Origin of the sequence: Rodentibacter heidelbergensis, assembly GCF_002000125.1 — a bacterium.
Classification (GTDB): Bacteria; Pseudomonadota; Gammaproteobacteria; order Enterobacterales; family Pasteurellaceae; genus Rodentibacter; species Rodentibacter heidelbergensis.
On sequence record NZ_MLHH01000014.1, the window covers coordinates 146,386 to 167,863 of the forward strand.

21 protein-coding genes and 3 tRNA genes are annotated in these 21,478 nt (G+C 41.4%); 13 read left to right on the top strand and 11 right to left on the bottom strand.

Annotated elements, in window-relative coordinates; all coding sequences use genetic code 11:
- Positions 1-113: 113 nt before the first annotated feature.
- From thrC to BKK48_RS07400, 7 genes are all read left to right on the top strand, one after another.
- Positions 114-1,388 (top strand): threonine synthase, encoded by a 1,275-nt coding sequence (gene thrC / locus BKK48_RS07370; RefSeq protein WP_077427485.1) that lies wholly within the window; start codon positions 114-116, stop codon positions 1,386-1,388.
- A gap of 65 nt (positions 1,389-1,453) precedes the next feature.
- The gene (locus tag BKK48_RS07375; protein WP_077427486.1) at positions 1,454-2,167 is read left to right on the top strand and encodes a 4'-phosphopantetheinyl transferase family protein; all 714 of its coding nucleotides are present in this window, start codon (positions 1,454-1,456) and stop codon (positions 2,165-2,167) included.
- Between the two features lie 113 nt (positions 2,168-2,280).
- Positions 2,281-3,522 carry an FtsH protease activity modulator HflK gene (hflK, locus tag BKK48_RS07380; RefSeq protein ID WP_077427487.1) on the top strand — a complete coding sequence of 414 codons (1,242 nt, stop codon included), beginning with the start codon at positions 2,281-2,283 and terminating at the stop codon, positions 3,520-3,522.
- Positions 3,522-4,409: a protease modulator HflC gene (gene hflC / locus BKK48_RS07385; RefSeq protein ID WP_077427488.1), complete on the top strand. Its 888-nt coding sequence runs from the start codon at positions 3,522-3,524 to the stop codon at positions 4,407-4,409. Before hflK ends, hflC begins: the two co-directional genes overlap by 1 nt.
- A gap of 140 nt (positions 4,410-4,549) precedes the next feature.
- Positions 4,550-4,625: transfer RNA gene (locus BKK48_RS07390), tRNA-Gly, on the top strand.
- Positions 4,626-4,629: 4 nt separating this feature from the next.
- A tRNA-Leu gene (locus tag BKK48_RS07395) sits at positions 4,630-4,716 on the top strand.
- A gap of 48 nt (positions 4,717-4,764) precedes the next feature.
- Positions 4,765-4,840, top strand: a tRNA-Lys gene (locus BKK48_RS07400).
- Between the two features lie 155 nt (positions 4,841-4,995).
- Here the strand turns inward: BKK48_RS07400 and rlmC are convergent.
- From rlmC to rpmH, 11 genes are all read right to left on the bottom strand, one after another.
- Positions 4,996-6,183, bottom strand: a complete 1,188-nt coding sequence (rlmC, locus tag BKK48_RS07405; RefSeq protein ID WP_077427489.1) for a 23S rRNA (uracil(747)-C(5))-methyltransferase RlmC — start codon at positions 6,181-6,183, stop codon at positions 4,996-4,998.
- Positions 6,180-7,226 carry a beta-N-acetylhexosaminidase gene (nagZ, locus tag BKK48_RS07410; RefSeq protein WP_077427490.1) on the bottom strand — a complete coding sequence of 349 codons (1,047 nt, stop codon included), beginning with the start codon at positions 7,224-7,226 and terminating at the stop codon, positions 6,180-6,182. Before nagZ ends, rlmC begins: the two co-directional genes overlap by 4 nt.
- A gap of 3 nt (positions 7,227-7,229) precedes the next feature.
- Positions 7,230-7,580 (bottom strand): YcfL family putative periplasmic lipoprotein, encoded by a 351-nt coding sequence (locus BKK48_RS07415; RefSeq protein WP_077427491.1) that lies wholly within the window; start codon positions 7,578-7,580, stop codon positions 7,230-7,232.
- Positions 7,577-7,930 carry a purine nucleoside phosphoramidase gene (hinT, locus tag BKK48_RS07420; protein WP_077427492.1) on the bottom strand — a complete coding sequence of 118 codons (354 nt, stop codon included), beginning with the start codon at positions 7,928-7,930 and terminating at the stop codon, positions 7,577-7,579. The genes BKK48_RS07415 and hinT overlap by 4 nt, the downstream gene beginning before the upstream one ends.
- A gap of 123 nt (positions 7,931-8,053) precedes the next feature.
- Positions 8,054-9,916 (bottom strand): SurA N-terminal domain-containing protein, encoded by a 1,863-nt coding sequence (locus BKK48_RS07425; RefSeq protein ID WP_077427493.1) that lies wholly within the window; start codon positions 9,914-9,916, stop codon positions 8,054-8,056.
- A 62-nt stretch (positions 9,917-9,978) separates the two neighbouring features.
- A complete protein-coding gene (locus BKK48_RS07430; protein ID WP_077427494.1) occupies positions 9,979-10,548 on the bottom strand; it encodes a manganese efflux pump MntP in 570 nt (189 codons plus the stop codon).
- Between the two features lie 11 nt (positions 10,549-10,559).
- Positions 10,560-11,918: a tRNA uridine-5-carboxymethylaminomethyl(34) synthesis GTPase MnmE gene (mnmE, locus tag BKK48_RS07435; RefSeq protein WP_077427495.1), complete on the bottom strand. Its 1,359-nt coding sequence runs from the start codon at positions 11,916-11,918 to the stop codon at positions 10,560-10,562.
- Between the two features lie 135 nt (positions 11,919-12,053).
- On the bottom strand, positions 12,054-13,673 hold the full coding sequence (gene yidC, locus BKK48_RS07440; RefSeq protein WP_077427496.1) for a membrane protein insertase YidC: 1,620 nt from the start codon (positions 13,671-13,673) through the stop codon (positions 12,054-12,056).
- Positions 13,673-13,933 (bottom strand): membrane protein insertion efficiency factor YidD, encoded by a 261-nt coding sequence (yidD, locus tag BKK48_RS07445; protein ID WP_077427497.1) that lies wholly within the window; start codon positions 13,931-13,933, stop codon positions 13,673-13,675. Before yidD ends, yidC begins: the two co-directional genes overlap by 1 nt.
- Positions 13,888-14,256: a ribonuclease P protein component gene (rnpA, locus tag BKK48_RS07450; protein WP_077427498.1), complete on the bottom strand. Its 369-nt coding sequence runs from the start codon at positions 14,254-14,256 to the stop codon at positions 13,888-13,890. The genes yidD and rnpA overlap by 46 nt, the downstream gene beginning before the upstream one ends.
- A gap of 12 nt (positions 14,257-14,268) precedes the next feature.
- Positions 14,269-14,403 (bottom strand): 50S ribosomal protein L34, encoded by a 135-nt coding sequence (gene rpmH / locus BKK48_RS07455; RefSeq protein ID WP_005539760.1) that lies wholly within the window; start codon positions 14,401-14,403, stop codon positions 14,269-14,271.
- A 318-nt stretch (positions 14,404-14,721) separates the two neighbouring features.
- On the opposite strand from rpmH, the gene dnaA reads away from it, so the two are divergent.
- From dnaA to BKK48_RS07485, 6 genes are all read left to right on the top strand, one after another.
- A complete protein-coding gene (gene dnaA, locus BKK48_RS07460; protein ID WP_077427499.1) occupies positions 14,722-16,077 on the top strand; it encodes a chromosomal replication initiator protein DnaA in 1,356 nt (451 codons plus the stop codon).
- A gap of 9 nt (positions 16,078-16,086) precedes the next feature.
- Positions 16,087-17,187, top strand: coding sequence for a DNA polymerase III subunit beta (gene dnaN, locus BKK48_RS07465; RefSeq protein ID WP_077427500.1), 1,101 nt, complete (start codon positions 16,087-16,089; stop codon positions 17,185-17,187).
- Position 17,188: 1 nt separating this feature from the next.
- On the top strand, positions 17,189-18,271 hold the full coding sequence (gene recF, locus BKK48_RS07470) for a DNA replication/repair protein RecF (RefSeq protein ID WP_077427501.1): 1,083 nt from the start codon (positions 17,189-17,191) through the stop codon (positions 18,269-18,271).
- A 229-nt stretch (positions 18,272-18,500) separates the two neighbouring features.
- Positions 18,501-19,484 (top strand): PTS mannose transporter subunit IIAB, encoded by a 984-nt coding sequence (manX, locus tag BKK48_RS07475; protein WP_077427502.1) that lies wholly within the window; start codon positions 18,501-18,503, stop codon positions 19,482-19,484.
- Positions 19,485-19,494: 10 nt separating this feature from the next.
- Positions 19,495-20,295, top strand: coding sequence for a PTS mannose/fructose/sorbose transporter subunit IIC (locus BKK48_RS07480; RefSeq protein WP_077427503.1), 801 nt, complete (start codon positions 19,495-19,497; stop codon positions 20,293-20,295).
- Between the two features lie 14 nt (positions 20,296-20,309).
- Positions 20,310-21,146, top strand: coding sequence for a PTS mannose transporter subunit IID (locus BKK48_RS07485; protein WP_077427504.1), 837 nt, complete (start codon positions 20,310-20,312; stop codon positions 21,144-21,146).
- Positions 21,147-21,478 lie beyond the last annotated feature (332 nt).

Genomic DNA, 21,478 nt, shown 5'->3' on the forward strand with positions numbered 1-21,478 from the left:
GCATAAAAGTGTGGTTAACGTCTTTTATACCAAAAACGCCGTAAAATGAACCGCACTTTTATCATTTTACTTGAACCATAGAACGAAATAGTCAATTTAAAAATGGATTAATTATGAAGCTATACAATATTAAACACTCGGAAGAACAAGTTAATTTTGCCCAAGCAGTACGCCAAGGGCTTGGAAAAGATCAAGGTTTATTCTTTCCGGAAATCATTCCGCAACTTTCCAATATCAACGAATTATTGGATCTTCCGTTAGTCGAACGCAGCCAAAAAATTCTTTCTGCTATCATTGGTGATGAAATTCCAGCGGAAACTCTCAATGCCATGGTGAAAAATGCCTTCACTTTCCCTGCACCGTTGCAAAAAGTAGAAGAAGATATTTATGCTTTAGAACTTTTCCATGGGCCGACATTGGCGTTTAAAGACTTTGGCGGGCGTTTTATGGCACAAGCTTTGGCTGCAGTGCGAGGTGATGGCAAAATCACCATTTTAACGGCGACCTCAGGCGATACCGGTGCTGCTGTTGCCCATGCTTTTTACGGATTAGAAAATATTAATGTGGTGATTTTATATCCAAAAGGAAAAATCAGCCCACTACAAGAAAAATTGTTCTGTACCCTTGGGGGAAATATCCGCACTGTTGCCATTAATGGTGATTTCGATGCCTGTCAGGCATTGGTAAAACAAGCCTTTGATGATGCAAAATTGCGTGAGGCAATTGGATTAAATTCAGCCAACTCCATCAATATCAGCCGTTTACTTGCACAAGTTTGTTATTATTTTGAAGCGGTGGCCCAATTGCCAAAAGAAAAACGTGATAATGTTGTGGTTTCCGTGCCAAGTGGCAATTTTGGTAATTTAACCGCAGGATTAATTGCCAAAACCTTAGGTTTACCGATCAAACGTTTTGTCGCATCAACCAATGCGAATGATACAGTGCCTCGTTATCTCCAATCCGGCGAATGGGCGCCGAAAGCCACCGTTGCAACCCTTTCTAATGCAATGGATGTCAGCCGTCCAAACAACTGGCCACGAGTGGAAGAATTATTCAAACGTAATGGCTGGCGTTTAGCCGAATTAGACTCAGGCATGCTCACCGATGCACAAACAGAAGACACCTTAAAAGCGATGCACAAAACCGGTTATATTTGCGAACCACATGGTGCAATTGCTTATCAGCTGTTAAAAGATAAACTTCAGGCGGGAGAAACCGGTATTTTCCTTTGCACCGCACATCCGGCAAAATTTAAAGAATCCGTTGAGCGAATTCTCAATCTTGAATTGCCGTTACCCGAAGCTTTGGATAAACACAACAAATTGCCATTGCTTTCTGATGAAATGGACAATGATTTTGCGCAATTGCGTGCTTATTTGTTGAAATAACAGGACATCATGTCAAAATAACAAAAAGTGCGGTTAATTTTGACCGCACTTTTCCACACTTGCTTATGACAACTTTCATTGCTTACGCGAATATTCACCAACCTTATCCTTTTCACGACATCCCTATTGAACAGGTTCCTGAAAAATTACTGACATTTAATGCTCAGCATGAGCGGGTACAGCAACGTCATCAATGTCGTCAATTAGCCCATTTTTTATTATGGCAATTGTTAAAAAGGGCTGGGAAAGACACCGCACTGCTTGGCCATATTTCGCGTACAGAAAGCGGACGCCCTTATTTTCCTCATGAGAGGATAGACTTTAATATTAGCCATTCCGCAGACTGGGTCGCCGTGATATTGGCGATAAATCCTGAAAAACCAAATGTGGTCGGCATTGACATTGAAGTCCCCAAATCTCGGGACTTTCCTGCACTGATGGCACATTTTGCACCTCAAGAGGAAATGGCATGGTTTGAGCAACAGACAAATGCCGAAAGTGCCTTTTATCGCAGTTGGTGTTTGCGTGAGGCCGTATTGAAATCCCAAGGTGTGGGGATTGTAAAGTTATCGGAAGTTCGCCATTTACCTTACGAACAAAAAATTTTTTCTCAACATTGCCCACCCGGAGAACTTTTTTTTAGCGAAGCCTTTCCTTTTTATTTCGCTGCTTTTACCAATCAACGGCAAAATCAAGTGCAGTTTTTCTGTTGGGAGGGGGGCGTTTTAGTGCCGAAAAAACCTTCAAAAATCATTCGTTATCAGGTCAATGAAAGCTAAAAGTGCTTGAAAATATTCAAGGATTTTTCTTACGGAAATCCCTTGTATTTTAATAGACGAACCCCCATTATTTCGATAAACTCGTCACAATTTTTTGACAAATGGAGAAAGACATGTCGCAAAATGGTTCAGGGCAAGATCCTTGGGGCAAGCCGGGGCAGAGCAATGAGCAAAAGCCCGAAAACTCATCAAATAACGGATGGGATTCAAACCAAAATCGTGGTAATCAAGAACAATCCCCACCGGATATTGAAGAGATTTTTAATAATCTGTTAAAAAAACTAGGTGGTGGAAAGAATAAAAAAAGCGGTCAACATAATGGCGGTGGTAATTCGCCTTCTTCTGTTCCATTCAACGTTAATAAAGCCCTCCCTATTGCGGCTGTATTAGGCGTGATTGTTTGGGGAGCGAGCGGTTTTTATACCATTAAAGAAGCAGAACGAGGCGTTGTATTACGTTTTGGTGAGCTACATTCCATTGTTCAACCGGGTTTAAACTGGAAACCGACTTTTGTGGATAAAGTTTTACCGGTTAATGTCGAACAAGTGAAAGAGCTGAGAACCCAAGGTGCAATGCTCACTCAAGATGAAAATATGGTGAAAGTCGAAATGACGGTGCAATATCGTGTGCAAGATCCGGCAAAATATCGTTTCAGCGTTACCAATGCGGATGATAGTTTAAATCAAGCAACAGATAGTGCGTTACGCTATGTTGTCGGCCATATGACAATGGACGATATTCTCACTACCGGTCGTGCGGTCGTGCGTGAAAATACTTGGAAAGCCTTAAATGAGATCATCAAACCTTATGATATGGGGATCGAGGTGATTGACGTGAACTTCCAGTCTGCACGCCCACCGGAAGAGGTGAAAGACGCCTTTGATGATGCCATTAAAGCGCAGGAAGACGAACAACGCTTTATCCGTGAGGCGGAAGCTTACGCCCGTGAAAAAGAGCCTATTGCTCGTGGTGATGCACAGCGTATTGTGGAAGAAGCAACGGCTTACAAAGACCGAATTGTATTGGATGCGCAAGGGGAAGTAGAGCGTTTACAACGTTTATTACCGGAATTTAAAGCTTCACCGGAGTTATTACGCGAGCGTTTGTATATTCAAACGATGGAAAAAGTGATGGCGAATACCCCGAAAGTGATGTTAGATGGAAATCATGGTAACAATTTGACCGTATTACCTCTTGAACAAATTATGGGGAAAAAAATGGAACAGAATAAATCGCAAAGTGCGGTCAATTCTACCCCTGTTTTAGCACCATCAGAAACGCAATCCAACCTTACTCAACCCAACCTCACTCACTCTAACAAGGTTGAGCCGGTTCGCCAAGGGAGATTTAACTAATGCGTAAATTTTTATTCCCCGTTATTTTGGTTATCGTGGCGGTGATTTATTCGAGTATCGTTGTGGTCACAGAAGGCACGAGAGGTATTATGTTGCGTTTTAACAAAGTGCAACGTGATGCGGATAATAAAGTTGTCGTGTATGAGCCGGGGCTACATTTTAAAATCCCGCTCATTGATAGCATTAAAGTGTTGGATGCCCGTATCCGCACACTCGATGGTTCAGCAACCCGTTTTGTTACCGTAGAGAAAAAAGACTTATTGGTGGATTCCTATGTGAAATGGAAAATCAGCGATTTTGGTCGTTTCTATACTTCAACCGGTGGGGGCGATTATAGTCAAGCCGCTAGTTTATTAAGCCGTAAAGTCAATGACCGTTTACGTTCGGAAATCGGTACACGCACCATTAAAGATATCGTTTCAGGTACTCGTGGAGAGCTGATGGAGGGAGCGAAAAAAGCCTTAAATTCAGGGCAGGATAGTACGGCTGAACTCGGTATTGAAGTAGTTGATGTTCGTGTGAAACAAATTAATTTACCGGATGAGGTTTCTTCTTCCATTTACCAACGTATGCGGGCAGAGCGAGATGCGGTGGCGCGTGAACATCGTTCACAAGGTAAAGAAAAAGCGGCATTTATCCAAGCTGATGTGGATCGTAAAGTTACCTTGATTTTGGCAAATGCCAATAAAACTGCACAAGAATTACGAGGTTCGGGGGATGCGACAGCGGCAAAACTTTATTCTGATGCTTTCTCGCAACATCCACAGTTCTTTAGTTTTGTGCGTAGCCTAAAAGCCTATGAAACGAGTTTTGCTAATTCGGATAATATGATGATCTTAAAACCTAATAGTGATTTCTTCCGATTTATGCAAACACCAAATAAATAATTGAAATCTTATAAAGTGCGGTTAATTTCAACCGCACTTTTTTTGAGTTATTTTTAATCAATTAATCGCTTTTTTACTATTTTCGTTTGACACTATGTCATAAATCAGTAAAATACGCCTCGCTATTTAACGATAGCTATGCGGGAATAGCTCAGTTGGTAGAGCACGACCTTGCCAAGGTCGGGGTCGCGAGTTCGAGCCTCGTTTCCCGCTCCAATTTGCCCGAGTGGTGGAATCGGTAGACACAAGGGATTTAAAATCCCTCGCCTTTCGAGGCGTGCCAGTTCAAGTCTGGCTTCGGGCACCATTTTATAAAATCTCAATTTTATAAAAACTCCTTTAAAATCCTATATTTGGGTCGTTAGCTCAGTCGGTAGAGCAGCGGACTTTTAATCCGTTGGTCGAAGGTTCGAATCCTTCACGACCCACCACTTCACTTAAAATAATCATTAAAGTTGTCACTCAATTTTTAATTTTCCATTCTTACCTAAAGCATCAGTAAGTAGAAATTTTATTTCTTAATTCAGATTAGCCTTTTCAGGATTGCGCTAGAAAGTACGATAATTCATACAGCATCGTGATTTGGCTATTTTTGTGTTGTTTTATAAGCACTGGTTTTCTCGCTTTTGATACATTCTAACAGTAGTAGAACTTCATAATGTGCGGTGTTCGGAAACATATCAAAAAGCTGGATTTTCGTTGGTTGATAATGTGTTAGGTGTGCTAAATCTTTGCCCATCGAAACGGCATTGCAACTAGAATATAAAATAAAGTGAGGTTGCATTTCATTGAGAAATTCACTTAATTTTTGACCAATGCCACGACGTGGTGGATTAACAATGACTAAATCAGGCTTATTTTCATGTTGATTTAACGCAAAATTGGGTGCATCTAAAGATTGAAAGGTTATTTTTTCCATACCCAATGCTTGGGCAGACATTTTGGCCGCCAAAATTGCAGAGGGAGAAATTTCAATTCCTGTCAGTTCAATAGGATGGGATTTGACTTCTTGTAAAGCTTTAGCGCAATGCAAGCCGAAGCCGCCTACACCACAAAATAAATCCCAAACTCTCATGATAGGTAATGAAGTGATCCACTGTTGGGCTGTGGCATAAAGCCCTGCCGCCACCCTTGGATTGGTTTGAAAAAAACCTTGAGGGCGGATAAAAAGTGGCACATCGTTAAAATTTTCTTGCAAATGCTGTTGTTTTGTTAAAAAAATTTCTTCTTCACCTTCCAAAATAGCGGCGTGCTGAGGCTGTAAGTTAATACTTACCACTTCAAGCTGTGGAAGCTTTGCTAAAAGCGCTTCAAGTTCACGACGGATGAGATGTAGCTTACTTTCAGAACGCAGTACAAACCGTAACATCAATTTTCCTGTTGCACGGCTTTCTGTTAGAAAAATATATTTTAGTTCGCCTTTTCGTTTTTCTACGTTATAGGGGACTAAACCGGCTCGTCCGATAAAATCCTTAATAATCGGAAAAATCCTTTTAAACTGCGTAGGATATAAAGGGCAGTCGCATAGATCCACGACACCTTGAGGATGAGCAAAAATCGGCCGTTCTACCGCGCCACTCACCGCCATTTTGGCTTTATTACGAAATGCTGTTTGTGAAGATTGAAAAGGCGGGAACCAAACTAACTTTTCGCAGTTTAAATAAGAAAGCTGATTTTTAAGATGGACTGTCTTTTCAGAAAGTTGTCGCTCATAAGGCATTTCAAGCCATTGGCAAGAGCGACAATCTCCCTTTTGATAATGATGACAAATCATACTTTTTGCGCTAACCATTCTTGCTGAAATGCGGTCAGTTTTTCATGATTTTTTAACCAACGTGCGCTTTTCGTCAATGCTTCCCAAGTGAGGGATTTCTTTTTAAATAGAGTGCTTAAACGAGCTTGTCGCTGAGCAAAATGTGATTGGGTTTCTGTTAATGTTAAATGATCAAGAACTTGAATCACGCCTTCCCGCTCGTTACAAAGTAATAATAAATCACAACCGGCATTTAAGGCTTTTTCACTTCGTTCAACAAAATTGCCCATAAATCCCGCCCCTTTCATGCCAAGATCATCGGAAAAAATCGCACCGTTGAAATGTAATTGTGATCGTAAAATATTTTTTAACCAGTACTCCGAGCCGCTTGCCGGTTGGCTATCACATTGTGAATAAATCACATGGGCGGGCATAATGGCATCTAATTTTCCCTGTTGAATTAATTGTTGGAAAGGTTGAATATCTTGGCTGAAAATCTCATCCCGAGGTCTTTCATCATACGGGGTTTCTAAGTGAGAGTCCGCTAACACATGACCATGCCCGGGAAAATGTTTACCGGTTGTTGCCATGCCGGCTTGATGCATACCATCAATGAAAACACCGGCTAAATTAACCGCACTTTTAACGTTATTTGAAAAACTCCGGTCGCCAATAGCACGACATTCATGGCCTAAATCTAAAACGGGCGCAAAGCTTAAATCAATATCAAGGGCTATCATTTCTGCCGCCATTTGCCAACCAGCTTCATATGCCCAAACCTGCTGTTGCTGAGGATTTTTAGATAAAGCCGCAAACGCTTGCATTGCCGGTAATTGAGTGAAACCCTCTCGGAAACGTTGTACCCGTCCCCCTTCTTGGTCTACCGTAATCAATAGTGGTTTTTTCACACGCTGACGGACAGATGAAATAAGATGTTGAATTTGCTGACGATCGTAAAAATTACGAGTAAACAAAATAAGCCCCGCCACCAAAGGGTGTGCCAGTAATTCGACTTCCTCTTGGGTAAGCTCATAGCTTTCGAGATCGATTAATAATGTTGACATAATTTATTGTAAATAAAGGCGATAATTTGTGCTTTCTGGTGTTGGTTTGGCAAGCTCAATAAACTGTTTCTCTTGCGGCGGTAAATATAATCGACCCTCGATACTTTCTTTTTGTTGTGCCCAGACCTGTGTTACACCTTGTTCGTTATACCAAAAAAGATGGTAATTTACATGGCGTGGTTGCGTACTTTTATTTTTTACCCAAGCGGAAGTTGAATCCACTTTAGCTTCTATTGAAGGGGCAAGTTCGGCCGCAATATTCAAAATAGGGCGATTTGTGTGGTTCAAATTCGGAATAGAACTTGAACAAGCTGCCAATACAAGGCTTGCAAAAATAATCAGTGAACGCTTCATGATTTACCTAACATTTTACCCAAGGGTTCTCCCCCGACAAGGTGCATATGAATATGGAAGACTTCTTGCCCGCCATGCTGATTACAATTGACGATAAGGCGATAACCATCTTCTGCAATCCCTTCTTGTTTGGCTAATTTAGCCGCTACGGTGAATAAACGCCCAAGAGAAACTTCATCTTGTTCCGTCACATCATTGACTGTGGGGATTAACTTATTCGGAATGATTAAAATATGGGTCTTTGCTTGCGGTGCAATATCACGAAACGCAGTGACAAGTTCATCTTGATACACAATATTCGCCGGAATTTCTTTCCGGATAATTTTGCTAAAAATAGTTTCTTCTGCCATAGGATTTCCTTCCATCAATGAGAAATGCGGTTGAAAGCTACCGCACTTTTTATCAAAAATTATATTGAATTGCAATTTTCCTTTCTTTAGTAAAAAAGCCTATGAAAACATAGGCTTTTATCATTAATTTTCGTCTTCTTGTTTAATGAAGGCATCGTTTATTTCGATTTGTGCTTTATCACGCAAAGCTTGTAATAGTTGCGTGCGCAATTCAAATTGGCGAGCTTGGCTTAATTGAGCACCAAATTGTGCCAATTCCTGTTCATTTAGTGTGCCTTCTTCCACCTTTTCAAGTGCGGCAACAATCACATCACCTTTACTGTTGCGTACCACTTTATATACTGTTTTTCCCTGTTCTGATTTTACCATTGAGAAAATACCATTGGTTAAAATCGGATCTTGGGTTTCAACAAAACTGAAGGTTTGTGGTGAGCTGAATGTGATACCTTCCGGTAACTTATTCGGCTGGCTTGGTAGTTCATCCACTAATTGTGTTGCAGTTGCCATTAAGGCTTTTTCGGCTTTCTCACGTTTTAAGAAACTTTCAATTTCTGCTTTCGCTTCATCTAATGATTTCACCCCTTCCGCTTTATGATCTAACACACGAACGACAACGAAGTGTTGTTCGCCTACGTTCAATGGTTCGGAATTTGCACCACCATTGGCAATGTCTGAATCAAAAATAGCAGAAACGACGTTAGGGAAGTTTAATTCAGCTGGGATATTTTTACGGGAAAAATAATCACTTTGTTGAACGGTGACTCCCGCTGCTTGTGCGGCGGCTTCTAAGGATTTGCTGTCTTCAAAGGCTTTTTCACGCACATTTTTCTCAATGGAATAAAAACGATTTTCCAAGAGTGATTTACGCACAAGATCGGCAATTTGGGTTTTCACTTCATCTAATGGTTTTTCTTTACGTTCTTGCACTAAAATAATGTGAAAATTGCCATCAACATTGACCGGCTCACTGTATTTCCCAACCGGAAGTGTAATCGCTGTATCTTCGAAGGTTTTAGGTAATTCGTTTGCATTCACCCAACCCAGTTCACCACCATTTTCCCCTGAAATTTTATCTAAGGAATGGGCCTTGGCCAGCTCAGCAAAGCTTGCGCCATTTTGTAAGGCTTGATAAGCGGATTGTGCCGCTTGTTCGTCGGAAAATTGGATATGGGCTAAACGCTGAGAGATAAATTGTGCTTTATTATCTTGGTAATATTGGGCAATCTCAACATCGCTCACTTGAATGCCTTTGGCAACATCATCCGCAGAAACTTGAAGATATTGCACTTTTACTTGCTCAGGTTGTACAAAGGCTTTTTGATTGGCTTCATAGTAGTTTTTTACTTCATCTTCAGAAACCGTTTGTTTTGTCATTGCTTCTGAAAGCGGTAGGGTGGCTAAACGTGCAATACGTTTTTGAAAGAAAACCTGTGCATTTTCTTTTACTTGAACCGGCACCATAAACTCACTGTCTGCGATGCCTTTTTGCATTTGTTCCAACGTGAGTGCGCCACGCAAAATGCTTGCATAAGTGTCAGAATTTAAACGGTTTTGTGCGAGAATTTGCTGGTATAGCCCATTATCAAATTTTCCGTTGGATTGAAAATTAGGATCAGAAACGATTGCACGTTTAATCATTTCATCGCTGACATTTAATTTGAGCTCTTTCGCATATTGACGGAGTAATTCTTGATCCACTAAACGTTCAATTAAACCTTGACGCAATGCATTAACAAAGGCAGGGGAGTCGGATTGCGTTAAAAATGCTTCACCTTCTTGGGCCGCCCGTGTTTCAAATTCTTGGTTGTAACGCTCCATAAAGGTTTGTTGAGAAATGGTTTCACCATTTACTTTCGCAGCATAGGTGTCGTTTGTGTTAAATAAATAACCAGACATTCCCCCCACTAGAAATGAAACGGTAATAAGCCCGAGAATAAATTTCGCAATTTTGGTGTTTGCCGCACCATGCATTTTTTCAATTAACATATTTACCCTTTTAGAAAGACAAAATTTTCAAAATTATAATCGAAAGTGAAAAGAATCGCACCTTAAAATGCGAAAACACCGTGTTCAAATAAGACTTTAATCCCCATAATAATCAGCACTAAACCGCCAAAAATTTCGGCTTTGCTTTTGAATTTTTTCCCTAAAAAATGACCGCTCTTTATACCGATAAAGGAAACCACCAAGGTTGTCATACCAATAATCCACACAGCCTCGAGAATGTCGACTTTTAAAAAGGCGAAAGAGATACCTACTGCAAGGGCATCAATACTGGTTGCTAACCCTAGTGTGAAAACCCGTTTCATACTAATAAAATGTGGTATCGCCTCATTTTCGTCTTCTTCCTTGAAGCCTTCTCGAAGCATATTGATGCCAATAAGTGATAAAAGTAAAAACGCCACCCAATGATCCCAGTCTTGAATCATTCGACTAAATTGCGATCCTAACAAATAGCCGATAAAGGGCATGATGGCTTGAAAAAAGCCAAAGCAAAAAGCGATCAGCAAGGCCTGTTTCCAACGAAAAGATCGCATGGCTAAGCCTTTGGATATGGACACTGCGAAAGCATCCATCGAAAGCCCTAAGGCAATGAGCCATAATGTATAAAATGCCATAATTTTTCCCTTTATTTACCGATACAAAAGGAACTGAAAATATTGCCAAGCAAATCATCGGAGGTAAATTGTCCGGTGATTTCGCTTAAATGTGCTTGTACTAAGCGTAATTCCTCTGCTAACAATTCACCTGCATGGAAAGTGGTTAATTGAAATAATCCGCTTTGTAGATGTTCTGCCGCTTTTTCTAAGGCTTCTAAATGACGGCGGCGGGCAAGAAATCCTCCTTCCGTTCCCATTTGGAAGCCCATGGCTTGTTTTAAATGATCTCGGAGTAACTGCACACCTTGATGAGTTTGAGCCGATAGGCGAATGATTTGATAGCCGTTTTCTTCCGTTAAACCTTCTTGCTCATCGGTTAAATCAATTTTATTGCGTACGATAGTGACAGGAATAGTTGTGGGTAATTTCGCCAAGAATTCTGACCGCACTTTTTCGAGATCTTGGCTATCCGGATCATGGCTGTCGAGCATTAAAATGATGCGATCGGCCTGTTCAATTTCTGTCCAAGCTCGAGAAATACCGATGCGTTCTACTTCATCGGTGGCATCACGAAGGCCTGCGGTATCAATAATATGCAACGGCATTCCGTCAATGTGGATATGTTCACGCAATACATCACGGGTTGTACCTGCAATTTCCGTCACAATGGCGGCTTCACGTCCGGCAAGGGCATTTAATAGACTTGATTTTCCTGCATTTGGACGACCGGCAATCACCACTTTCATCCCCTCACGCAAAATTGATCCTTGTTTGGCTTCACGGCGAACAGCATCAAGTTGTTCGATAATATTGCGTAAATTTGCCTCAATTTTGCCATCAGCCAGAAAATCAATTTCTTCATCAGGGAAATCAATTGCCGCTTCCACATAGGTGCGAAGATAGATGACGGAATCAACCAACGCATTAATTTTATGAGAAAATTCCCCTTGTAGGGATTTCAAAGCTGAGCGAGCGGCTTGTTCGGAGGTGGCATCAATTAAATCAGCAATGGCTTCGGCTTGGGCAAGGTCTAATTTATCGTTTAAAAACGCCTGCTCAGAAAATTCGCCCGGACGGGCTAAACGAATCCCCTCAATTTGCAAAATGCGTTTTAATAATAGATCAAGCACCACTTGCCCGCCATGACCTTGTAGTTCTAAAACATCTTCACCGGTAAAGGAATGGGGGGCTTTAAAATAAAGTGCAATGCCTTGATCCAACAGCGTGCCATCGGCATCTTTAAAGGGTAAATAATCTGCCATTCGAGGCGTTGGGCATTTGCCTAGGACGAGTTGTGCCACATGCGTGGCTAAAGGGCCTGAAACCCTTAAAATACCTATCCCACCCCGCCCCGGGGCAGTGGCTTGGGCAACAATTGTTTCTTTCATAAAAACTCTTTCAAAAATTACCGCACTTTTGTGCGTTTAAAAGACAATAGGGCGTATGCGATACGCCCTTAAAATCATTTTTCAATACATCATATAGAAAAGGCACCTTTCGATGCCTTTCCTTGTCGCTAAGAATTATTTATTACGAGAATGTAATCCTTTCTTCTCTAGCCCTCGATAAATCAGTTGTTGCTGTACGATAGTAATGAGGTTGGAAACTAACCAGTACAATACTAAACCTGCCGGGAACCAAAGGAAGAAAAACATGAAAATCAATGGCATGAAATTCATCACTTTTTGTTGCACAGGATCAGCAACCGGTGTCGGCGACATTTTTTGGAGCAAGTACATTGAAATACCCATTAGGATAGGCAAAATGTAATAAGGATCTTGTGCGGATAAATCTTGAATCCAGCCAAAGAATGGCGCATGACGCAGTTCAACGGCTTCCATAAATGTCCAATATAACGCAATGAAAATTGGCATTTGAAGAAGGATAGGTAAACAGCCACCTAAAGGATTGACTTTCTCATCTTTGTAAAGCTTCATCATTTCTTGGCTCATACGCTGACGATCATCTCCAAAACGATCACGCATTTCTTGCATTTTCGGTTGTAACATCCGCATTTTCGCCATCGAGGTATATTGCGCTTTGGTGAGTGGGTATAAAATAGCTTTCACCACAATCGTCACGCAGATAATCGCTAAGCCCCAGTTGGATACAATTCCTTGAATGAAGGTTAACAAGAGGAAGAGCGGTTTAGCGATGAACCAAGCCCACCCGTAATCAACGGTGAGATCGAGGTGGTTGGCAACTTTTGCCATTTCATTTTGCAGTTTAGGCCCTGTCCATAGTGAACTGGAAATGGTTTCTTCAGCACCAGCAGGAATGGTAACAACCGGCCCACGATAGCCTATTGACGCCACATTATTTTTACTATCGGTGAGGCTATAAAGTTGGTTATCCACATCTTGATTTGGGATCCACGCAGAAACAAAATAATGTTGTAATACCGCAACCCAACCGGCTTTGGTGTTGATTGAAAGATTCGCCTCTTTCATATCGGAGAAGCTGTATTTTTTATAATTGGTTTCTGAAGAAGAATAAGCCCCGCCGGTGTAAGTTGGCATTGCCACGTTACCTGAGCTTTCTACGAGTGTGTGTTTTAACTGACCATAGGGTTCAACTTCAATGGCTTGGGCACTTTGGTTGTTGATTTTATAATCGACACCAAGATCATAACTTCCCCGTTTTAACACAAACACTTTTTGATAGGTTACCCCGTCTTTTTCAAAAATTAACGGTACGGAAAGGGTATCTTGTCCTTCAGCCAATTTGAAGTTATCACCTTCAATTTGATACTGCGCACGGCCGGATTTGGTATCAATCCCGTTTTTTCCGATCAAACCGCTTTGTGCGATATAAATATGCTCAGGCGAATCTTTTAACAGGACAAAAGGCGTTTTGGAATCTAATTCGGCATCATATTTTAAGAGTTCGGAACTCACCACATCGCCGCCTAATGTATCGACTTTCAAACGCAGTACATCATTTTCGAGCGTAATAAGACGACCTTTGACCGTTGAGTCCGGTGCAATTGGTGTGGAGGAAGAAGAACTTGCAGGCACATCTGAAGTGATTGAGGTTGTTTGCTCTGCAACCGGTGGTGGATTTTTATCCAATTGCCATTGCTGATAAACAAGGAAAGAAATAAAAAATAGTGCTAACACTAGCAGGCTACGTCTTGAGTCCATTATTTTTTCTCATCGTTATTATGGGTTTTTGGTGGAACAGGATCGAATCCACCCGCATTCAAAGGGTGACATTTTAATACACGTTTCAGTGTAAGCCAACCACCTTTTAACAATCCGTGGGTTTTCAACGCCTCAATGCCATAGCATGAACAAGTCGGGACGAATCGACAACGTGGGCCGATCAAAGGGCTGATGGTTACCTGATAAAGACGAATTAACCCAATGAGGATTTTTGAGCCAAACGAATGTGGCGTTGCCATAATTTTTCCAATGTTTGATAAAAGGTGGGGTTATCAAGTTTACTTATCCCGCCTTTTGCCACAAAAACAAAATCGCAGGCCGGTAACTGATGTTGGCATAGGCGAAAACTTTCACGCACTAAGCGTTTGATCCGATTACGATCGTGTGCATGTTTTAAATGCTTTTTGGCGACAGTTAAACCTAAGCGGGGATGACCGAGATCATTTTGGCGGGCGAGAAGGGTAATTTCAGGTGTGCTGGCTCTGAAGGGCTGTTCAAAGACATATTTGAATTGAAAGGGAGTTAACAAACGTAACTCCCTAGAAAAGTTTTGCCTAACCACTAAAGAGAGCGATTATGCGGATAAACTTTTACGGCCTTTAGCACGACGACGGGCTAAAACTTGACGGCCATTTTTCGTTGCCATACGAGCACGGAAGCCATGAGTACGGCTACGTTTTAATACGGAAGGTTGAAATGTGCGTTTCATTGTAATCTACCTAATCAAAAATTATGTTGTTTTGAATTCAAAACAGGGGTTAAAAAAATAGAGCGCAATTCTAAACATAAATTGAGCGTTCGTCAAACAAGAAAGGACGGTTTATCAAACAATCGTCCTTTTCTTTGAAAATAGCGGAGGGGGATTATACGGATTTCAGGCAAAATCTCAAGCAAGCTTTTTCTTATGTTAAGGAAGATTTTTTTTCCGGATTATTGTAAAATCCACAAGAATTTTTGACCGCACTTTATCGGTTGCCTCTCAACATAAAATAAACGAACGGAAAAGCATAACTAAGGATAATTTATCGTGAGTCTTTCTCATCTTTGGCAAAATTGCCTTTCTCAATTGCAAGATCAAGTTTCCGCCACGGATTTAAGCACTTGGCTTCGCCCGTTGCAAGCCGATGTGGTTTCTGAAGATCAAATCGTGCTTTATGCCTCAAATATGTTTGTAAAAGGTTGGGTGGAAACCCATTATCTTGCACAAATTCATCAAATTTGCCAAAACCTCTCACAAAATCCAAATTTGCAAATTCTCCTCAAAGAAGGGGTAAAACCTTCTCCTAAGGCGCAGCCCGCTCAACCTAAAGCCCAAGAACATCGTGTGAATGTTGAGCCTGAGGTTGAAAGAACGCTGAAATTTGAATCTCATCTCAATGCAAAACATTTATTTGAAAATTTTGTTGAAGGAAAATCCAATCAATTGGCTCGTGCGGTAGGGCAAAAATTGGCACAAGCACCGGGTGAAGCCGCCGCCAATCCGTTTTTCTTATACGGCGGTACAGGTTTAGGGAAAACCCATTTATTACACGCCATTGGTAATGGCATTTTAGCGAATAAACCCAATGCACGGGTGCTTTATATCCACGCTAATAATTTTATGCAGCATATGGTTAAAGCGATGCGTGATAATAATATGGATCACTTTAAAAAATTCTATCGCTCTTTAGATGCACTTTTAGTGGATGATATTCAGTTTTTTGCCGAAAAAGAAAAAACCCAAGAAGAGTTTTTCCATATTTTCAATAACTTATTTGAAACCGGTCGCCAAATTATTTTAACCTCTGACCGTTATCCTAAAGAAATTGAGAAAATTGAGGAGCGTTTAAAATCCCGTTTTGGTTGGGGATTAACCACCGCTATTGAGCCACCGGATTTAGAAACTCGTGTGGCGATCTTGTTGAAAAAAGCCGAAGAGCATCAAATGCATCTGCCGGAAGAGGTGGCGTTTTTCATTGCTCAACGGTTACGCACGAATGTTCGAGAACTGGAAGGTGCACTGAATCGTGTCAAGGCGATGCAAGATTTTAAAGGCGGTGAAATTAATATTGATTTCGTGCGTGAAACCCTCAAAGATATTCTTGCACTGCAAGAACGCTTAGTGACGATTGATAACATTCAGAAAACGGTGGCGGAATACTATCGGATTAAGGTTTCGGATTTAAAATCCAAAAGCCGTCAGCGTTCTGTTACCCGTCCTCGCCAGATCGCTATGGCATTAGCCAAAGAGCTGACTAACCGTAGTTTACCGGAAATCGGTCGAGCCTTTGACCGGGATCACACCACGGTGCTGAATGCCTGTCGTGAAGTGCCGAAGTTTCGTGAAAAAGATAACAGTATTCAAGAAGATTGGGCGAATTTAATTCGTACTTTATCCGCATAAGGAGCCAGCATGCAATTTAGTATTTCTAGAGAAAATCTCTTAAAACCGTTACAACAAGTTTGTGGCGTATTAAGTAGCCGCCCGGCAATTCCTGTGTTGAATAATGTGTTACTTCAAATTGAAGATAACCGTTTAACCATTACCGGTACGGATTTAGAAGTGGAGCTTTCTACTCAAACTCAGCTTTCTTCTTCTACAACAAATGGTCATTTCACCATTCCGGCAAAAAAATTCTTGGATATTTGTCGAACCCTATCTGACGAATTTGAAATTACCGTCACCCTTGAAGAAGATCGTGCCATTGTGCAATCAGGCAGAAGTAAATTTAACCTTACTACCATCCCTGCGGAAGATTATCCGAATTTAACGGATTGGCAATCTGAGGTGGATTTTGCGCTGCCACAAAATACGCTACGCCGTTTAATTGAGGCGACCCAATTCTCAATGGCAAACCAAGATGCCCGCTATTTTTTAAATGGCATGAAGTTTGAAACAGAAGGTAATTTACTGCGTACGGTGGCAACAGACGGACATCGTTTGGCGGTTTGTACCATTGAGTTGCCACAAGAGTTGCAAAATCATGCAGTCATTTTGCCACGCAAAGGGGTGTTGGAACTTAATCGTTTATTGGAAAGCACGGAAGAACCGGCCCGTTTGCAAATTGGTACGAATAATCTTCGTATTCATCTTAACCACATTGTGTTCACCTCAAAATTAATTGACGGACGTTTTCCGGATTATCGCCGGGTATTACCTCGCAATGCGACAAAAATAGTTGAGGGCAGTTGGGATGCATTAAAACAGGCTTTTGTTCGTGCTTCTATTCTTTCCAACGAACGGGTGCGTAGTGTGCGGTTAAATTTAACGGAAAACCAACTCAAAATTACCGCTTCCAACCCGGAACATGAAGTGGCTGAAGAAATTGTTGATGTAATGTACTCAGGGGAAGAGTTGGAAGTGGGCTTTAATGTAACTTATATTTTAGATGTACTTAATGCACTCAAATGCCAACAAGTGCGTATTCGCCTAACGGATGCGTCATCCAGTTGTTTAATTGAAAACTGTGAAGATAACAGCAGTGAATATGTGATTATGCCAATGCGTCTGTAACATGGCTATTTCCCGATTACTTATTGAAAAATTTAGAAATTTAAACGCCGTGGATCTTGAGTTTGATCGCGGCTTTAACTTTTTGGTGGGGAATAACGGGAGTGGTAAAACCAGTCTTTTAGAAGCCATTTTCTATTTAGGTCATGGGCGCTCTTTTAAAAGTGCGGTCACTAATCGCATCATTTCTTATGATGAACCCCATTTTACTTTATTCGGGAATATTCAAGAAAAACAACATCAGTGGTCAATCGGATTACAAAAACTTCGCCAAGGCAACACGCTGGTAAAAATTAACGGTGAAGAAGGCAACAAAATTTCCGATCTCGCCCACTTACTCCCTATGCAACTTATCACACCCGAAGGACTAACACTGCTCAACGGCGGGCCGAGTTATCGCCGAGCATTTTTAGACTGGGGGTTGTTTCATCATCATACTCACTTTCATGCCGCTTGGCGAAATCTAAACCGTCTATTGAAACAACGCAATGCGGCGTTAACCCAACATCAACCCTATGCAGCTATCAAGGTGTGGGATAGAGAATTAGCCATTCTTGCTCATCAAATTAGTGATTGGCGGGCGGATTATGCGGAAGCGTTACGACCAAGTATTGAGCAGACTTGTCGCCTTTTTTTACCGGAATTAGATATTGATGTCACTTTCCACCAAGGTTGGGATAAATCGATGGAATATGGTGACTTGTTGGCACAAAATTTTGAACGGGATAAAGGTTTAGGTTATACCTTTTCCGGCCCGCAAAAAGCCGATTTTCGTTTTAAAGCCAATGGTCTTCCCGTTGAAGATGTGCTTTCCCGTGGGCAGCTCAAACTCCTCATGTGTGCTTTACGCCTTGCTCAAGGAGAACATTTAATGAGAGAAAAACAACGCCATTGTATTTTTTTAATTGATGATTTTGCCTCGGAATTAGACCAATTCAAACGTGCATTACTTGCCGAACGTTTGCAACAAAGCCATTCACAGGTTTTTGTTACAGCGATCACGCAAGCACAACTCAAAGAAATGCAAGTAAATAGTGGCGCATTGTTTGAAGTCAATGTCGGAGAGATCAGACTTCTTTCATCGTAATATCCCCTCTTCTTATCTTACTCTTTCTTTTCACATAACAAACTTAATTTATCGTACCAACTGTCAATTCTGTCTTTAAAGCGACATATGGCAGATTTATATTTTTTTATTTCTCATCCTCCGACCTCTTATTGTGGCTGGTTCAACCTCCCTCTTTCTCCATAAAAAAGTAAAAAGTCAGTTGGTATAATCCGCGCCTCAAAATTTACTAATTAATAAAGGAGAGCCAATGCGCATTGCTATTATTATCGCTACCCATGGGGTTGCGGCAGAGCAGCTTCTCAAAACGACTGAGATGCTCATTGGTGAACAAGATGATGTGGCGTTTATTGATTTCGTCCCGGGTGAAAATGCAGAAACCATCATGGGCAAATATCAACAAAAATTAGCCACCGATCTTGCTCACTGTGATCAGGTTTTATTTCTAGTGGATACTTGGGGCGGCAGTCCCTTTAATGCGGCAAACCGTGTGTCGGAAGGCAAAGAGAATATGGACATCGTGACCGGTGTGAATGTGCCTATGTTAGTGGAAACCTTTATGGCACGGGATGACAATCCCTCTTTGCAAGAATTGGTTGCCATTGCTCTAGAAACCGGGCGGACAGGCGTTCGAGCGTTACGTTTTGACGAACCGGAAAAAACACCAGAAAAAACGACCGCACTTACCCCGTCGCCAAAACAGGTTGAACCGCTCGAAGTGGCAAACAAGGGAACAGAACATTTGACAATTGGCTTAGCCCGAATTGATGACCGTTTAATTCACGGACAAGTGGCGACCCGTTGGACGAAAGAAAGCAAAGTGAGCCGCATTGTGGTTGTTAATGATGAAGTGGCAAAAGATAGCGTGCGTTCAACTATGCTGAAAAGTGTCGCCCCTCCGGGAGTGAGTGCGCATGTGGTTGATGTGGAAAAAATGATCCGTGTTTACAACAATGCTGAGTATGCCGGTGAGCGAATGATGTTACTTTTCACCAACCCAACAGATGTGGTGCGTTTAATGGAAGCGGGTGTGAAGTTCGACTCCATTAACATTGGGGGAATGGCTTATCGTGAAGGTAAAAAAATGATTACCAGTGCTGTTTCTGTGGATGAGAAAGACATAGACGCATTTAAGTTACTCGATGCCAACGGGATTGAATTAGATGTGCGTAAAGTTTCAAACGATAGCCGTCAATATATGATGGATTTATTAAAGAAAAATAACTTAATTTAAGGAAATGACCATGGAAATTTCTACTCTACAAATTGTATTTGTTTTCCTTTGTGCCTGTATTTCAGGTATGGGATCGATTCTTGATGAATGGCAAACCCACCGCCCTCTCATTGCCTGTACGATGATTGGTTTCGTATTAGGGGATATAAAAACAGGCATTATTGTGGGCGGAACATTAGAGCTCCTGGCTTTAGGTTGGATGAATATCGGCGCAGCACTTGCGCCGGATGCGGCATTGGCTTCGGTGGTTTCAACCTTATTGGTGATCGTTGGTGGACAAGATATCCCTACGGCTATTGCCCTTGCCATTCCCTTGGCTGCTGCTGGTCAGGTGCTGACCTATGTAGTGCGTGCGATTACGGTGGGATTCCAACATGCGGCGGATAAAGCGGTGGAAAGCGGTGATTTGAATAAACTTGACTGGATTCATCGTTCTGCGCTTTTACTCCAGGCCATGCGTATCGCTATTCCCGCATTGATCGTGGCATTAACAGCGGGAACTGATACCGTTCAAACCATGTTACAAGCGATCCCACCGGTGATTACGATGGGATTAAAAATTGCCGGAGGCTTTATCGCTATTGTGGGTTATGCCATGGTGATCAATATGATGCGAGCAGGTCATTTGATGCCATTTTTCTACGCAGGTTTTGTTATTGCAGGGTTTACCGATTTCAACCTCGTTGCATTAGGGGTTTTAGGCGCAGTAATGGCGGTGCTTTATATTCAACTTCACCCGAAATACAACCAAAACAAAAATGCAGTACAAACGGTGGTGAATGATAACCATCTTGATAACAGATTAGATTAATGTGAGGCAAAATAATGACAACAGAAAGCAAAAAAGTAACACAAGGCGATTTGAATGCGGTTGTCCGCCGTTCTAATTTATTCCAAGGTTCTTGGAACTTTGAACGTATGCAGGCATTAGGTTTTGCCTACTCGATGACACCGGTGATTAAACGTTTATATCCGGATCCTAATTCACAAGAACGTAAAGAAGCGATAAAACGTCATTTGGAATTTTTTAATACCCAACCCTTTGTCGCCGCACCAGTATTAGGGGTGACAATTGCGATGGAAGAAGAGCGTGCTAATGGTAAAGCCATTGATGATGCGGCAATCAATGGGATTAAAGTGGGGCTGATGGGGCCTTTAGCCGGAGTGGGTGATCCTATTTATTGGGGGACAGCACGACCGGTATTTGCAGCGTTGGGGGCGGGGCTTGCATTAAATGGCAGTCTTCTTGGGCCATTACTCTTCTTTGTTCTGTTTAATTTAGTGCGTTTGGCAACCCGTTATTTCGGGGTCATTTACGGTTATAAAAAAGGTCTAAACGTCGTGCAAGATATGAGTGGTGGTTTATTACAAAAACTCACCGAAGGCGCTTCTATTCTTGGTTTATTTATTATGGGGGCACTGGTCCAAAAATGGACAAGCATTAATGTGCCTCTCACCGTTTCAGTGATAGAAAAACAAGACGGAACGGTGGAAACGACCACATTACAAGGTATTTTGGATAGTTTAATGCCGGGGTTATTGCCGTTATTGCTCACTTTCGCCTGTATGTGGTTATTACGCAATCGCATAAATGCCCTTTGGATTATCATCGGCTTCTTTGCTATTGGCATTTTCGGTGCATGGACGGGGATATTGGCATAATAAATTAACACTAACTTTAACTCTAACCCTTTACCGCTTGATAAAAAATCAAGCGGTTTTTTTTGATAATTTATTGGTGAAAATAATTAGGGTTAAATTTTTATAAGATTTTGTTTGGAAAAGGTAGAGTTATGTAAATGATTGTAAATAAAGTTTAAAAATTCTAACAAAAATTGGTACACTTCAAAAAAATTGGCTGTGGTTAGACCAATTTATTATAAAAAATCTTGACTTTATATATATTTTGGAGTGAAAAATGGTCAACAGTCAACAGTCAACAGTCAACAGTCAACAGTTAGTCCTTTCTCTTTTTAATCAAAAACTCAAGACAC